Below are 15,409 nucleotides of genomic sequence, written 5' to 3'. Positions count from 1 at the left end.
ACTTCCTTCCGGTAGGGGCGGTGCGGTGGTGGGAGTACGGGGCGGGCTCAGCCGGGCACGACGACGGTGCCGACGCCGGAGCCGGTGACCGCCTCGGTGATCAGGTCGAGGCGGGTGATGACCGAGCGCTGGCCGCCGCGCTCGACGAAGCGGCAGGCCGCGTCGACCTTCGGCCCCATCGAGCCGCTGCCGAAGTGGCCCTCCGCGGCGAGCTCGCGCATGCGGGTCACGGTGACCTCGCCGAGCGGCTCCTCCTCGGGCGTGCCGTAGTGCAGGACCGCGGCGGGCACGTCGGTGGCCACGACCATGACGTCCGCGTCGACATGGCCCGCGAGCAGCGCCGCGGCGAGGTCCTTGTCGATGACCGCCTCGACGCCGCGCAGGGTGCCGTCGGGGTCGGCGACCACGGGGATGCCCCCGCCGCCGGCGGCGACCACGACGAAGCCGGCGTCGACGAGCGCGGTGATGGCCGGGGCGTCGACGATCTCCAACGGCTCCGGCGAGGCGACCACGCGTCGCCAGCCCTTCGGGCCGCGGTCCTCCCAGGTCTCGCCGTGCTCGACGAGCACGCGCGCCTCCTCGGCCGGCAGGTAGCGACCGATCGGCTTCGCGGGGTTCAAGAAGCCCGGGTCGCTCGCGGAGACCCGCGTGCGGGTCACCAGGGCGGCGGCGCGGCGCGCCTCGCCGGTGCGGGCGAGCGCGGCGTCCAGGGCGTTGAGCAGGACGAAGCCCAGCGTCGCCTGGGTCTGCGCCCCGCACCAGTCGAGCGGGACGGGCGGGACCACGGGGGCGGCGAGCTCGTTCTTGACCAGCAGGTTGCCGACCTGGGGGCCGTTGCCGTGGGTGACCACGACGTCGACCCCGGACGCCACCAAGGTGGCGATCGAGCCGGCGGCGAGCTTCGCCGCGCCGATCTGGTCGTCGGGATGTACGCGTCCGTCCGCGTTGGCCATGGCGTTTCCGCCCAGTGCAAGCAGGACCCTCATGTGACGAACCTAGTGACGCCGCCCACGCCGGAGCAGGGCAACTTGGGCCAAGGGATCGCCGGTCCGCTGGCAGGTGTTGCCAACGTGCCGGTACGCCGGCGCGGGCTCACCCCTCGCCGGGTCGTACGCCGGGGCGGCGCGGCAGGGCGGCGTACCAGCCCGCGAGCCGGCCCTCCCGGCTGACCTGGCGCAGCCGCCGCTCGATCGCGGCGCTCGCCTCCCGTGGCGCCGCCACGAGCACCTGGTCCCCGGCACGCAGCACCGTCGCGCCGTGCGGTGCGAACAGCGCTCCCTCGCGGAGCACCAGCGCCACCGCCGCCTCGCGTGGCAGGCGCAGCTCGGCGACCTCCACGCCGGCCAGCCGCGAGCTCGGCGGCACCGCGAACTGCAGCAGCGTGGCGTCGAGCTCGTCGAGCGGCGCGGAGTCGATGGCCACGTCGCGGGCGCCGACGTCGAGGGCGGCACCGGTGCGGCGGGCGACCCACGGCAGCGTCGGGCCCTGGAGCAGGGTGAACAGCACGACCAGCAGGAAGACGACGTCGAAGATCCGCTCGGCGCCGGGCAGCCCGACGCTCATCGGGATGGTGGCGAGCACGATCGGCACCGCGCCGCGCAACCCGGCCCAGCTGATGAAGACCTGGTCGGCGAGAGGCACCCGGAAGGGCGTCGCGCACACCAGCACCGACAGGGGTCGCGCCACCAGGGTGAGGGCGCCCCCGACCACCAGCGCGGTCGGCAGCGCCTCGAGCAGCCGGCCCGGGCTGGCCAGCAGGCCGAGCATGATGAACAGCCCGATCTGGGCCAGCCAGGCCAGGCCCTCCGCGAAGCTCTCGGTGGCGCCGCGGTGCGGCAGCCGCGCGTTGCCGAGCACCACCGCGGCGACGTAGATCGCCATGATCGGGCTGGCCCCGAGCAGCCCGGAGACCGCGAAGGCGACGAAGGCGATCGCGATCGTGGCCAGCGGGTAGAGCCCGGTGGCCGGCAGCGCGCTGCGGGCGAGCAGCCAGACCCCGGCGCGGGCCACCAGCGCGCCGAGCACCACCCCGGCGAGGAGCTGGTAGCCGATCCGGGCGGCGATGCCGAGCACGCCCGCCTCGTCCCAGGCGTCGGAGGTGACCACGGTGACCAGCACGATCACCGGGGGGTCGTTGAAGCCCGACTCCGCCTCCACGACCGCGCGCAGCCGGCCCCGCACCGTCATCTGGCGCAGCACTGAGAAGACCGCCGCCGCGTCGGTGGAGGAGGCCACCGCCCCCAGCACGATCGCGGTGCGCAGGTCGACGTCGAGGGCCCAGTGGACCAGGCCGGTGGTGACCGCCACGCTCACCAGCACGCCGGCGGTGGAGAGGACCGCCGCGAGCGGCGCCACCGGGCGCACCGTCGCCCACCGCGTGGTGAGCCCGCCCTCCGCGAGGATCACCGCCAGCGCGACGTTGCCGAGCACCTGCACCAGCTCGGCGTCCTCGAAGCCGAGCCCGAGCCCCGCCTCGCCCATCGCCAGCCCGATCGCGAGGTAGACCAGCAGGCTGGGCAGCCCGGCGCGGGTGGAGACCCGGACCGCTGCGACCGCTGCGAGAAGGGCACCCGAGCCGAGGAGCACCACCAGGTCGAGGTCAGCGGGCTCCATCGGTCCCCGGCCGGGGGCCGGACGCGAGCTGCGACAGCACGTCCCACCTCCCCGACAGCTCCGCCTCCCGGACCGACGAGCGCCGACCGACGCCACGAGTCTTCGCGACCGTCCGGTCTGGCGAGAATGGCGGCCACCACCCAATCTCGGGACCGGTCGAGCCGGCCCGGCCCGGGGGACGCGGAAGGGCCGGCACCCCGTGCGGGATGCCGGCCCTCCCCTGCTCCGGTCGTCGGTGCTCAGCGCAGCGTGAACGTCCTCCGCGCCGAGCTGGCCCGCACCAGGGCCGTGCCGGCGAACCGCGCCTGCAGGACGTGGCGACCGGTGCCGAGCGCCAGGCGCACCGTGCGGGTGCCCTGGTCGGCCGCGGTCAGCCGCAGGGTGCGGACGACCTTGCCCCGGTCGCTCAGGACGATGGTGCCCACGGACGGCAGCCGCGGCACCGCGAAGGTGACCGTGGCCGCGACCCGCCCGCGAGCCGGCGCACCGACCCGCTTGACCCGCAGCGTGGTCCGCGACGGGGCCTTGGCGACCCGGACCGTGGCCGGCGCGCTGGTGGCCACGCCGTACGCCGTGTCGCTCGGGGTGAACCGCGCGAGCACCGAGGTGGCGCCGGGACGCAGCCCGGGCAGCCGCAGCGACGCCGTGCCGCCGGAGGTGGTGCCGGTGGCGGCGACCCGTCCGTCGACCAGCAGCTCGACGGTGCCGTCCAGCGGGCCGTCGGCGCCGGTGGTGCTCACCTTGACGCTCGCGGCCCGCGGGTAGGTCGCCTTCGCGACCTGCGTGACCGTGACACCGGCCTCGCCCGGGGCGGAGACCCCGGTGCCGGCCGGAGCCGCCCAGAACAGCGCGGTGGCCGCCTGGCTCAGCCCGCCCTTGGGGTGGTTGCGGAAGAACACCGAGGTGCCGAAGACCACCGTGCGAGCACCCGAGGCCGCCTCGGCGGAGACCACCGAGGCCTGCCCCGCGGCGCTGGCCGGACCGTCGAGCACCGGACCGCTCGCGCCGTCCGGGGACTGGCGCCAGTGGCCCGCCAGCAGCGGGTCCGCGGCATAGCGCTGCTCGACCTTCACGCCCTCGCCCAGCCCCGTGAACCACGCGGCGGGGTAGATGAACGAGGTGTCCTGCGGGTGCGCCGCGAGCAGCGAGTCCGCGGGGGTGTCCACGGCGACGATGCCGTTGCCCGAACGGTTGCCGGACACCGCGGTGCCGGTGAGCAGCCCGAAGGACTGCGCGGCGGCGAACGCAGCGGTGCTGCGACCCACGAGGGCCCCGCCGCCGTCGACGAAGGCCTGGACCCGGGTGCGGGCCGCCGAGCCGGCCGCCGGGTTGAACCCGGCGCCGATCCACAGCGCGTCGACGTCGTCGAGCTGGGCGGGCGCGGTCTCCAGCGAGGCCGCGGTCACCTGGAGGAGGTCGTCGAACCCGAGCTCGGTGAGCGAGAGCCGGTCGTCCTGGGTGCCGACGTAGGCGATCGTCAGGTCCTGCAGGCCCCGGGTGCCCTCGTCGTCGAGCGCGTCGAGCTGCTCCGCGGTGGCCGCCTCGAAGGCGACGTCGTGCTCCTGTGCGGCGGCGGCCGCCTCGTCGTACCCCTCGGGACCGACGATCGCGGCGCCGTCCTCGAGCATGGACACCGCCACACCCTCCTCCAGGAGCGCGTTGAGCGCCTGGAAGTCGGCGACGCCGGCGAGCTCGAGGCTGAGGTGCTCCGCCTCGTCGGGCACGGAGGCCTGCGGCGCCGGGGCGTCGATCGGCGTCGTCGCGCCGAGCGGGGCGTCGGTGGTCAGGCCGACCTTGTCGACCGTGGCGCCCCACAGGTAGGACCAGCTCCACGCGGAGATGTCGTACATCGAGGGCACCTTCGGGGAGATGTCGTCCCCGAGGTCGAGCAGCGAGTTGGCCAGGCCGCGCAGCGGCTGGTGCATGTCGACCACCCACGAGCCGGCCGGGTACGTCGTGCCGCCGACGCTCACCGCAGCGTCGAGCGTGGCGACCTCGATGTCGTGCAGCAGCAGCTGGCGCACCAGCCGGGAGGCGTCACTGGCCGAGCGCTGGCCCTCGCCCCTCGGGATCACGTAGGCGCGCGGCAGGGTCACCGGCTCCTGGTCGTCGACGACGTCCCACAGCTCCTTCCACTGGTCGGGCCCGGGCACGGCGTCCACCCCGGCCTCGGTCAGCGTGGTCTTGGGCTCGCCGGCGACCCCGCGCCGGAAGGTCTCGATCTGGTTGAGCAGCATCTCCCGGGCGTGGGTGGAGTCGTCGAGGTACTCCACGATCCCCTCCATGGTCTCCTGGGCGACGGCCACGTTGACCGCGGCGCGCTCCGGCGTCTGCCGCCCGCCCGCGGCACCGCGGGTGAGCGGGAGCTCGACGGTCGCACTGGCGGCGCCGTAGAACGCGGCGTACTGCGCGGTGAAGATCGGCGGGAAGTCGTCCCAGCCGTCCGGGGTGTCGCGGTAGGGGATCTTGACGTGTGCGGTCTCGGGGCCGGTGTTCTCCGCGACCACCTGCCCGGTCTCGACGTTGTAGTAGGTGTTGCCGGGGATGGCGGCGTCGACGACCTTCTCCTCCACGGCCAGCGACAGCGCGTAGTTGTGCGGGATGTAGAGGTCGTACTCGTAGTTCGAGCCGTGCGGCGGGCCGCACGGCTCGAGCTGGAGCACGCTGGTGTAGCCGTGGAAGTCCGCGGCGTAGATCGGCTGGATCGCCTGCGCCGTGCGGATGAAGGAGCGGGTCTCCGGCGTGGTGTTGGTGATCATGTCGCGGTTGGGGTCCAGGCCGAGGGCGGTGGCCCGGGTCGCGTTGGTGCGCCCGTCCGGGTTGAGCGACGGGGAGAAGTAGATCCGGTTGTTGCGCAGGATCCCGCCCACCTCGGAGAGCGGCGCGGTGGCGAGGTGCTCGATGTAGCGCAGCGCGCCGTCGGTGCCCTCCCACTCGTTGCCGTGGATGTTGTTGCTGATCCAGATCGGCGTCTTGTACTGGGCGAGCAGCTCCCGGTCGGTGGCCGCCGCGTCCGGGTCGTTCTTGATCCGCTCGCGCCAGGCCGTCTGCTGGGCGGTGTCCTCGGGCCGCTCGGGTGCGGTGAGGGTGACCAGGTAGAGGTCGCGGCCCTCGGTGGACTGGCCGACCACCTGCACCGAGATCCGGTCGCTGACCTTCATCAGCTCCGTCAGGCGCGGCGCCAGGTCGGGGTGGCCCAGCAGCGCCGCGGTGTGCGCGGCGTCGTCGGGGTTGTCGCGGTAGAGGCGCAGCCGCGGCTGGAAGGGGTACGACGTCGGCATCTCCAGCGGGTCGCCGGCGACCGGGGCTGCGGCCGCCGCGCGGGCGACCTCGGCCCGCTCGACCGGGTCGACCCGCCTGGCGGTGTCGGGGCCACGGCCCTCGCTGGAGCCGCGGGGGTCCGCGGCGGTGGGACCGGACGGCGGGAGCGCCGTCGCAGGTGAGGGGACGGCGGCCATCGAGGCCGCCAGCGCGAGGCCGGTCAGGCCGACCAGCGCACGTGAAGTGGTCACGGGGAGCTCTTTCTCTGGGGGGCGGGGGGACGGCGCGCCGGAAAGAGACTCGCGCCGGTCGTCAGACTGGCGGACCGCCCACCGTCCTGTCCGCAGGAACGGGGAGACTCGCCCGGATTGCCGGGGCCGGTTGGCGTCGGCCCCCCGGGCGATCAGTGCGGTCCGGGGGGAGGCGGACCGGGGGCCCGGTCCGTCCCGCCGTGCGCTGCTGATCGCCAGTGCGGCCGACGTCCCGATCCTCGGACCCGGCGGGCCGCGGCGGAATGGTGGCTGCCACCCATTCGCGGGCCATTCGCGGGCCATTCGCGGGCTACCCGCAGGGCTGTCCGCATGGGTGGTCCGCGTGGCCTCCGCGAGCGCCGGCCGCGATGAGGGGTGACAGCGGCGCGGGCGTGGGCCACGCTGTCGGCGTGCGCTCCCCGAGACTGCTCGCGAGGATGCCGCTGCTCTGGCAGGTCTGCCTGGTCAACGGCGCGGTGCTCGCCGCGGCCACGCTGGTCCTGCTCCTCTCCCCCGCCCGGGTGTCGCCGGAGGTGGCGCGGGCCGAGGCGGTGGCCGTCCTGCTCGGCCTCGGCGTCGTGCTGGTGCTCGACGGGCTGCTGCTGCGCGCCTCCCTCGCCCCGGTCGACCGGGTGGTGCGCCAGATGGCCCGGGTCGAGCGGATGCGCCCCGGCGACCGCCTCGACGACCCGGGCGAGGGCGCGGGCGCCCAGCTGGTGCACGGCGCCAACGCGATGCTGGACCGGCTCGAGGCCGAGCAGCGCGCCAGCAGCGCCCGGGCGCTGGCCGCCCAGGAGGCGGAGCGGCGCCGCATCGCCCAGGAGCTGCACGACCAGGTCGGCCAGAGCCTGACCGTGGTGCTGCTGGGGCTCAAGCAGGTCCAGCAGCACGCGCCCGCGGATCTGATCCCCGAGCTGCAGCTGGTGCGCGACAGCACCCGCGCCGCGCTCGACGACGTACGACGGGTGGCGCGGCAGCTGCGCCCCGGGGTGCTCGACGACCTGGGGCTGGCCAGCGCGCTGGCCGCGCTGTGCAGCGAGTTCGAGGCGCACGGCACCGCGCTGGTGCGACGCTCGGTCGCGCCCGGGCTGCCGCCCTTGGGGCCCGACGTGGAGCTGGTCGTCTACCGGGTCGCGCAGGAGGCGCTGACCAACGCCGCCCGGCACTCGGGCGCGCAGCACGTCGAGGTCTCGCTGACCCGGCTGGGCGAGTCGGTGGTGCTGGAGGTGTGCGACGACGGGCGCGACGGCCCGGGGTCGATCCGCGCGGGCGCCGGGGTGAGCGGCATGCGGGAGCGCGCGCTGCTGGTCGGCGGCACCCTCTCGGTCGAGGGCGGCGCGGGGGCGGGCACGCTGGTCAGGCTGGTGGTGCCGGTGGGGCACGCGGCGGGGACGGTGCGGCCGTGACCCGGATCCTGCTGGCCGACGACCACGCGCTGGTGCGCCGCGGCGTACGCCTGATCCTGGAGCAGGAGCCCGACCTCACGGTGGTGGCGGAGGCCGGGGACGGCGAGGAGGCGGTGCGGCTGCTGCGCACCACCGAGGTCGACCTGGTGGTCCTCGACATCGCGATGCCGCGCAGCACCGGGCTCCAGGCGGCGCGCGAGATCGCCCGGCGCCGCGAGCCGCCGCGGGTGCTGATGCTGTCGATGCACGACAACGAGCAGTACTTCTTCGAGTCGCTGCGTCTGGGCGCCAGCGGCTACGTGCTGAAGTCGGTCGCCGACGAGGACCTGGTCGGTGCGGTCCGCGCGGCCATGCGCGGCGAGGCGTTCGTCTATCCCGGTGCGATGGGGACGCTGGTGCGCGACTACCTCGGGCGGCTGCGCCGCGGCGAGCGGGTGCCCGAGACGGTGCTCACCGAGCGCGAGGACCAGGTGCTGAAGCTGATCGCCGAGGGCTCCTCCTCCCGCGAGATCGCCGAGGCGCTGGTGATCAGCCCCCGCACCGTCGAGCGCCACCGCGCCAACATCCTCGCCAAGCTCGGCATGCGCGACCGCACCCAGCTGACCCGCTACGCGATCCGGGCGGGGCTGATCGAGCCGTAGGTGGTGCGCGCCCTCAGGTCCCGCAGAACGTCTGGAAGGTGTCCCCGAACCCCTCGGGGGCGGGGGCGGCGTACCGCTCCAGGCCGGGGCGTACGTCGAAGGGCCGCGAGACCGCGTCCACGAGGCGGTGCAGCGGGTCGAGGTCGCCGGCGGTCGCGGCGTCGAGGGCCTCCTCGACGAGGTGGTTGCGGGGGATGTAGACGGGGTTGACCCGGTCCATCGCGTCGGCGTCGGGACCCAGCTCCAGCCACCGCTCCAGCCACGCGTCCGCGGCGGGCAGGTCGAGGACCAGCTCGCGGAACGCCTCCCGGTCGCCGCGAGCGGCCTGCCCCAGCGCCCGGAACGCGCCGGTGAAGTCGACGTGGCCGCTGTGCAGCAGCTCCAGCAGCGCCTGGCCGAGGTCGATGACCGCCTCGTCGTCCAGCGCGCCACCCGCGTCGGGGCCCGCGTCGGGGCCAGCGTCGGGACCGGCGAGCCCCAGCTTGCCCCGCATCCCGCGCGCCCAGGCGGCGACGTAGGAGGTGCCGAAGACGCCGAGCGCCTCGGTCGCGATCCCGACGGCGCGCTCCTGGTCGTCGTCGAGCAGCGGCAGCAGCGTCTCGGCGAAGCGCGCCAGGTTCCACTGGGTCACGGCCGGCTGGTTGCCGAAGGCGTAGCGGCCGCCTGTGTCGATGGAGCTGAAGACCGTCGCCGGGTCGTAGGCGTCGAGGAACGCGCACGGGCCGAAGTCGATGCTCTCCCCCGAGATCGTCACGTTGTCGGTGTTCAGCACGCCGTGGACGAAGCCGATCATCATCCAGTGCGCGACCAGCTCGGCCTGCGCGACGGCGACCGACTCCAGCAGGGCGAGGTAGGGCTGCTCGGCCTCGCGCGCCGCCGGGTGGTGGCGCTCGATCGCGTGGTCGGCGAGGCGCCGCAGCAGCTCGACGTCATCGGTGGCGCGGGCGTACTGGAAGGTCCCGACCCGCAGGTGGCTGGCGGCGACCCGGGCCAGCACCGCGCCGGGCAGCACCGTCTCGCGCTGCACCGCGGCGCCTGTCGCCACCACGGCGAGCGCTCGCGTGGTGGGCACCCCGAGCGCGTGCAGGGCGGTGCTCACGACGTGCTCGCGCAGCATCGGGCCGACGGCGGCGAGGCCGTCGCCGCCGCGCGCGAACGGCGTACGACCCGAGCCCTTGAGGTGCAGGTCGCGCCGTCGGCCGGCGGAGTCGCGCAGCTCGCCGAGCAGCAGCGCGCGGCCGTCGCCCAGCCGCGGGGAGTAGCCGCCGAACTGGTGCCCGGCGTAGGCCTGCGCCACCGGCCGGACGCCGTCGGGCAGCGCGGCGCCGGTCAGGAAGCGGGTCCCCTCCTCGGTGCGCAGCCACTCCGGGTCCAGCCCGAGGTCGCGGGCGAGGTCGTCGTCGAGCACCAGCAGCCGGGGCTCGGTGGCCTCCTGGGCGGACCACTCCAGCACCAGCTCGGGCAGCTCGCGGGCGTAGCGGTCGTCGAGGAGGTTGGTGCTGGGTGCGGTGCTCACACCACGAGGCTACGCAGCGGCGGTGAGCCGGACCACCCGCTCAGCGCCCGCCGCCCACGCGCAGCGTGGTGCCGGTGACGTAGGACGCCTCGGGGCTCATCAGCCAGGCGATCGCGTCAGCGACCTCCGCGGGGTCCCCGGCCCGGCCGAGCGGCACCTGGGCACCGACGCGCTCGGCACGCCCGGCGTCGCCGGCGGCAGCGTGGATGCCGGTGCGGATGATGCCGGGCGCGACCGCCACCACCCGGACCCCGTCGGCGGCCACCTCCTGGGCGAGCCCGACGGTGAGCGCGTCGACGCCGGCCTTGGCGGCGGCGTAGTGGACGTACTCCCCCGGCGCGCCCAGGGTCGCGGCCGCCGAGCTCAGGTTGACCAGCACCCCGCCGCGCCCGCCGTACGTCGTGCCCATGGCGTGGACCGCGGCCCGTGCGCACAGCAGCGCCGCGCTGAGGTTGAGCGCGACGCTGTCGTGGATCACGTGGACGGGCGTCTCGGCGAGCGTCGCGAGCCGGAACGTCGCGCCGGCGCAGTTGACCACCCCGGTGACCGTGCCGTGCTCGGCGGCGTGGGCGAAGAGCCGCTCGATCCCGCCGGGCTCGGTCACGTCCACGCGCACCAGCTGGCAGCGCGCCCCCGCGTCCTCCACCGCCAGGCGGCACTCCTCGGCGGCCTCGGTGTCCTCGCGGAAGCCGAGCACCAGGTCGTGGCCGTCGGCGGCGAGACGCAGCGCGGTGGCCGCGCCGATGCCGCGGGTGCCGCCGGTGATGACGCTCAGGGGGCGAGGGCTCATCGCGCCATCATGCGCGCCGCGCGGCCTCCGCGTCGCGCCCCAGCAGCGCCGAGAGCGGCACGGTCCCGACCGGGAGGCCGTGGCGGTCGTAGTAGGCGAACATCGCCAGCAGCCACTCCCGCTCGCGCTCGCCCAGCGCGGCGCCGTCGGTGGCGGCCCACTCCTGCGGGTCCACCACCTCGACACCGACGCCGGCCTCCGCGGCCAGCTCGGCGACGCTGGTGCGCCGCGTGGCCAGCTCGTAGGTCGCCCCCTCGTGGCCTGGCTCCAGCAGCACGGTGGCGACCGCCTCCCCCACCTCGTGCAGGTCGGCGAAGCCGAACGGCGCGTCGGAGCGGTAGGCCAGGCGCACCGGCCGGGCCGGGTCGGCGAGGTCGAGGTTCTGCAGGTAGGCGCCCGGCTGGAGGATCGTCCAGTCCAGCCCGGAGCGGCGCACCAGGTCCTCGGCCACCGCCTTGCCGACGTGGTGCGGCAGCGACGGCGCGTACGGCGAGGCGACGGAGTGGTAGCCGATCCGGTGCACACCCGCCGCCCGGGCCGCGTCGAGCGCGGCCGCGACGTACGCCGGCTCGTCGGGGTGCAGGTTGGGCGCGACGAGGTACGCCGCCGCGCAGCCGCGCAGCGCGCCGGCCAGGTCGGGCCAGTCGGCCCGCCCCAGCGGCACGCCGACGGCGCCGCGGCCCTCGAGGGCGGCCACGACCGACCGTCCGGTCTTGCCGTGCCCTCCGAGGACCGCGACGCGCGTCATCGTCCTCCCCGTCCTCAGACCAGGTCGACCGCGGCGAACGCCGCGCCCTCGGCGAGGTGGGCGTAGCCCGGGCCCCGGTCGAAGAACGGCTCCTCCGCGCCCTGCTGTGCGGCCCGCGAGGCCCGCTCGGCGGCGGTGGCCTCGGCGTCGTAGGACAACGTGTCGTCCTCGACCGAGCCGGTGAGCACCACGCCGTAGTCGCCGAGCGCGGCGTGCTCGGAGACCTTGCGCCACACCACGTCGCGCACCACGAGCTCGGGGTCGCGCTCGAGCGGGTCGCCCCAGCCGCCACCGCCGGTCGTCCGGATCCGGACCACCTCGCCGGCCTTGATCTCCTCGGCGTCGGCGAGGGCGTCGACCTCGCGCTCGTGGGGGCCGCCCGGGTCGATGACGACCTCGAAGGGCCGCCCCGCCTTGCCGCCCTTCACGCCCCAGCAGGCCAGGATCGAGCGGTCCGCGATGGACATGAAGTGCGCGTCCTTGAGCATCCGGATGTGCTTCTCATAGCCCAGACCGCCGCGGAACTTGCCGGCGCCGCCGGAGTCCGTGGCCAGCGTCAGCGCCTCGACCCGGAACGGGAAGCGCGCCTCGGTGAACTCGCTGGGCAGGTTGCGGCTGTCCGGGACGACGTGGATGGTGTCCTCGCCGTCGGCGTAGTAGCGACCACCCGAGCCGCCGCCGAGCACCTCGCGCATCAGGTACGGGCGGCCGTCGAGGTCGTCGCCGTACACGCCGGTGTAGCGGATCGTCTCCTGGTCGGCCGGCATCTTGCCGTCGACCGCCTTGGCGACCACGCCGGCCAGCACGCCCAGCAGCCGCAGGATCACGAAGGTGCGCGCGTTGGTCGGCGCCGGGAAGACCGGCGTCAGCAGCGTGCCCGGCGGCGGGAAGCGCATCTCGATGAGCGGCACGATGCCCTCGTTGACGTCGAGCTCGGCCATCCGCTCGGGGGTGTCGGCGAGGTTGCGCAGGATCGGCGCGAGCCACTTCTTGAGGAAGACGCCGTCGCTGTAGTCGCCGCAGTGGTTGATCGGGCCCTTGGCCTGCGGACCGGTGCCGTCGAAGTCGATGATCAGCCGCTCGCCCTCGGGGTCGTCGGCCGCGGTGCGCGTCAGCGTGATCCGCTGGGTGTGCAGCTGCGGCTCCTCGACGCCGTCGTGCTCGGCGTAGTCCTCCCACACCCACGACCCGACCGGGATCTTGGAGAGGATCTCGCGGCGGTACGTCGCGGTGGTCCGCTCGATGATCGCGTCGAAGCAGGACTCGACGGTCTCGATGCCGTAGCGGTCGAAGAGCTCGCCGAGCCGGCGCGCCCCCATCAGGCACGCCGAGCACTCGGCGTCCAGGTCGGCGGCCAGCGAGTCGGGCATCCGGGAGTTGCGGGTCATGATGCTGAGCGCGGCCCGGTTGGGCACGCCGGCGTCCCACAGCCGGATCGGCGGGACGGCGAGGCCCTCCTCGAAGACGCTGGTCGCGGCGCTTGGCATCGAGCCGGGGACCGCGCCGCCGATGTCGTCGTGGTGGCCGAACGCCTGCACGAACGCGACCACGCGCCGCTCGCCCTCCGGCCCGGCGAAGACCGGGACGGTGACGCAGAGGTCGGGCAGGTGGCCGATGCCGCCCTCGGAGAGGTAGACGTCGTTGTGGAAGAAGACGTCGCCCTCGCGCATCTCCTCGATCGGGAAGTCCCGGGCGACCGGGTGCACGAGCGCGGAGTAGGAGCGGCCGGTCAGCTTGCGCAGTCGGCGGTCGTGGATGCCGGCGCGGAAGTCGTGGGCGTCGCGGATCATCGGGCTGCGCGAGGTGCGCCCGATGGCCGTCTCGACCTCCATCTCGACCGCGGCCAGGGAGCCCTGGACGATCTCGACGAGGACCGGGTCGGCGCTGGCGCCGGCGTCGGCGGTGAGCGGGCCGAAGGGGAACTGGGTGGGCGCGCGACGGCTCCCGCCCTCGTTCGGCACGGGCGCGTCAGGCGTGGCGGTCACGCCGACGTTGCAGGTGCACATCAGTTGCTCTCCCTCGTGACGATGATGTTGAGGTGCTCGTCGACGCGGGCCGAGAAGCCCGGGTGCAGCGGCACGGTGGAGCCGAACTCCTCGATGATCGCCGGACCCTGCACGACGGTGCCGGGGACCAGGTCGGGGCGCCAGAGCACCGGGGTGTCGACGTGGCCGGCCTCGGCGTCGAAGCAGACCCCGCGGCGGCCCTTCTCGGTGCCGGGGGCGCCGTCGCCGAGCTCGTGGCGCGGGATCTCCGGGCGCTTGATCGGGCCGATGCCCGAGACCCGCAGGTTGACCCACTCCACCTGCTGGCTGGGGTCGGTGGAGAAGTCGTAGCCGTAGAGCGCACGGTGCTCGGCGTGGAAGGCGTCGGCGACCTGCTGGAGCGCAGCGTCGTCGAGGTCGCCCTCGGGGACCGGGACGCGCACCTCGAAGGCCTGGCCGAAGTAGCGCAGGTCGGCGGTGCGCACGAAGGAGCGCACCTCCGGGCCGAAGCCCTCGCCCTCGAGCGCCACGGCGGCCTGGCCGCTGAGCTCGTCGTACACGCCGGTGACGGTGGCCGGGTCGAGCGCCTCGGCGAGGCGCACGTGGGTCTGCACGTAGTCGTTCTTCACGTCCACGGTGAGCAGGCCGAACGCCGAGACGTTGCCCGGGTTCGGCGGCACCAGGACGGTCGGGATGCCGAGCACGTCCATCAGCCGGCACAGCAGCAGCGAGCCGGAGCCGCCGAAGGTGACCAGGGCGAAGTCGCGGACGTCGAGGCCGCGCTTGACGGTGACCTGGCGCAGCGCGTTGGCCTGGTTCCACGCGGAGATCTCGAGGATGCCGCTGGCGCAGGCCTCCGGGGTGAGCCCGAGCTCCTTCGCGAGGCTCTCGATGCCGGCGCGGGCGGCCTCGACGTCCAGCGGGATCTCCCCGCCGAGCAGGTGCGGGGGGATGCGCCCCAGGAACACGTGGGCGTCGGTGATGGTCACCTCGGTGCCGCCCTTGCCGTAGCACAGCGGGCCCGGGTCGGCGCCGGCCGAGTGCGGGCCGACCTTGAGGGTGCCCTCCGGGGAGAGCCAGGCGATCGAGCCGCCGCCGGCACCCACGGTGACCACGTCGATCATCGGGATCTTGGAGGGGAACGCGCCGACCGAGCCCTCGGTGGTGAGCGTCGGCTCGCCGTCGATGACGACCGAGACGTCGGTGGAGGTGCCGCCGCCGTCGCTGGTGAGCACCTTGTCGAAGCCGGCGACCTGGGCGATCAGCGCGGCGCCGAGCGCGCCGGCCGCGGGACCGGAGAGCACGGTGGTGATCGGCTGGTGCACGACCTCGGCCGCGGAGAGCACGCCGCCGTTGGACTTCATCACGTAGAACGGCACCGGGCGCTCGCCGGCGTAGGAGTTCAGCCGCTGGGCGATGTTGGTGACGTACGCCGAGAGCCGCGGCTTGACGGCGGCGTCGACCAGGGTGGTCATCGCGCGCTCGTACTCGCGGTACTCGCGCAGCACCTCGCTGCTGACCGAGACCACCGCGTCGGGGTGCTCCTCGGCGAGCACGCGGCGCATGCGCTCCTCGTGGTCGGGGTTGGCGTAGGCGTGCAGGAAGCACACGCCGAGGGTGTTGATGCCGCGGTCGCGGAACCAGCGGGCCACGCGGCGCGCACCCTCCTCGTCGAAGGGGCGCACCTCCTCGCCGGTGAAGTCGAGGCGGCCCTCGACGCCCTGGACCAGGTCCCGGGGCACGATCCGGTCGGGCTTGACCCAGAAGTAGGAGTTGCCGTAGCCGTCGGGCACGGACTGGCGGGCGATCTCGAGCATCGCCTCGTAGCCGGTGTTGGTGATGAACCCGAGCCGGTCCACCTTGCCCTCGAGCAGCTGGTTCGTGGCGACGGTGGTGCCGTGGCTGACCGCGGCGATGGCGTCGCCCTGGCCCTGGGGCAGGCCGAGCAGGCCGAGGACCTTCTCGATGCCGGCCATGAAGCCGTCGGCCGGGTTGCTGGGGGTGGACGGGGTCTTGGTGGTGACCAGGTCGCCGGAATCCTCGTCGAGGGCCACGACATCGGTGAACGTGCCACCGGTGTCGATGCCGATCCGGATCCGGCGCTGCGCTGGGGTCGTCGCGTCGGGCATGGCTCGATTCAATCCCGCGGCGTACCACTCGAGCCATGTCGGAAGTTGCCGACGGATCGGGATTTCTCG

General features: G+C 74.6%; 10 protein-coding genes. 2 read left to right on the top strand and 8 right to left on the bottom strand.

Translation table 11 applies throughout. The features are described from left to right. Positions 1 to 47 precede the first annotated feature (47 nt). From HOQ23_RS04305 to HOQ23_RS04295, 3 genes are all read right to left on the bottom strand, one after another. Entirely contained in the window at positions 48 to 986 is a 939-nt protein-coding gene (locus tag HOQ23_RS04305; protein WP_172212147.1) for a carbamate kinase, read from the bottom strand. 106 nt (positions 987 to 1,092) lie between these two features. After that, positions 1,093 to 2,613, bottom strand: a complete 1,521-nt coding sequence (locus HOQ23_RS04300; protein ID WP_172212145.1) for a potassium/proton antiporter — start codon at positions 2,611 to 2,613, stop codon at positions 1,093 to 1,095. A 239-nt stretch (positions 2,614 to 2,852) separates the two neighbouring features. Beyond that, positions 2,853 to 6,125, bottom strand: coding sequence for a M14 family zinc carboxypeptidase (locus HOQ23_RS04295; protein ID WP_172212143.1), 3,273 nt, complete (start codon positions 6,123 to 6,125; stop codon positions 2,853 to 2,855). Positions 6,126 to 6,535: 410 nt separating this feature from the next. On the opposite strand from HOQ23_RS04295, the gene HOQ23_RS04290 reads away from it, so the two are divergent. Next, entirely contained in the window at positions 6,536 to 7,531 is a 996-nt protein-coding gene (locus tag HOQ23_RS04290) for a sensor histidine kinase (protein WP_367650363.1), read from the top strand. Then, a complete protein-coding gene (locus tag HOQ23_RS04285) occupies positions 7,528 to 8,172 on the top strand; it encodes a response regulator transcription factor (RefSeq protein ID WP_172212141.1) in 645 nt (214 codons plus the stop codon). Before HOQ23_RS04290 ends, HOQ23_RS04285 begins: the two co-directional genes overlap by 4 nt. A 13-nt stretch (positions 8,173 to 8,185) precedes the next feature. On the opposite strand, the gene HOQ23_RS04280 is transcribed toward HOQ23_RS04285, so the two are convergent. Genes HOQ23_RS04280 through HOQ23_RS04260 form a run of 5 tightly spaced genes read right to left on the bottom strand, consistent with a single transcriptional unit; the run spans position 8,186 to position 15,340 of the window. After that, complete coding sequence (locus tag HOQ23_RS04280; protein ID WP_172212139.1) at positions 8,186 to 9,688, bottom strand: protein adenylyltransferase SelO family protein; 1,503 nt, start codon at positions 9,686 to 9,688, stop codon at positions 8,186 to 8,188. A 40-nt stretch (positions 9,689 to 9,728) separates the two neighbouring features. Further along, on the bottom strand, positions 9,729 to 10,478 hold the full coding sequence (locus tag HOQ23_RS04275; RefSeq protein ID WP_172212137.1) for an SDR family oxidoreductase: 750 nt from the start codon (positions 10,476 to 10,478) through the stop codon (positions 9,729 to 9,731). A gap of 7 nt (positions 10,479 to 10,485) precedes the next feature. Then, entirely contained in the window at positions 10,486 to 11,226 is a 741-nt protein-coding gene (locus HOQ23_RS04270) for an SDR family oxidoreductase (protein WP_172212135.1), read from the bottom strand. Positions 11,227 to 11,240: 14 nt separating this feature from the next. Continuing rightward, positions 11,241 to 13,232 carry a hydantoinase B/oxoprolinase family protein gene (locus tag HOQ23_RS04265; RefSeq protein ID WP_253945137.1) on the bottom strand — a complete coding sequence of 664 codons (1,992 nt, stop codon included), beginning with the start codon at positions 13,230 to 13,232 and terminating at the stop codon, positions 11,241 to 11,243. Then, complete coding sequence (locus HOQ23_RS04260) at positions 13,232 to 15,340, bottom strand: hydantoinase/oxoprolinase family protein (RefSeq protein WP_172212134.1); 2,109 nt, start codon at positions 15,338 to 15,340, stop codon at positions 13,232 to 13,234. Before HOQ23_RS04260 ends, HOQ23_RS04265 begins: the two co-directional genes overlap by 1 nt. Positions 15,341 to 15,409 lie beyond the last annotated feature (69 nt).

The sequence above is a fragment of the Nocardioides sp. zg-DK7169 genome (genome assembly GCF_013155365.1).
In the GTDB taxonomy this organism is placed as follows: domain Bacteria; phylum Actinomycetota; class Actinomycetes; order Propionibacteriales; family Nocardioidaceae; genus Nocardioides.
This window is presented reverse-complemented; position numbering and strand designations above follow the sequence as displayed.

Bases quoted from the DNA above. Each gene is read 5' to 3' on its own strand.
- HOQ23_RS04305 (WP_172212147.1), bottom strand. From the start codon at position 986: ATGAGGGTCCTGCTTGCACTGGGCGGAAACGCCATGGCCAACGCGGAC.
- HOQ23_RS04300 (WP_172212145.1), bottom strand. From the start codon at position 2,613: ATGGAGCCCGCTGACCTCGACCTGGTGGTGCTCCTCGGCTCGGGTGCC.
- HOQ23_RS04275 (WP_172212137.1), bottom strand. From the start codon at position 10,478: ATGAGCCCTCGCCCCCTGAGCGTCATCACCGGCGGCACCCGCGGCATC.
- HOQ23_RS04270 (WP_172212135.1), bottom strand. From the start codon at position 11,226: ATGACGCGCGTCGCGGTCCTCGGAGGGCACGGCAAGACCGGACGGTCG.
- HOQ23_RS04265 (WP_253945137.1), bottom strand. From the start codon at position 13,232: ATGTGCACCTGCAACGTCGGCGTGACCGCCACGCCTGACGCGCCCGTG.
- HOQ23_RS04260 (WP_172212134.1), bottom strand. From the start codon at position 15,340: ATGCCCGACGCGACGACCCCAGCGCAGCGCCGGATCCGGATCGGCATC.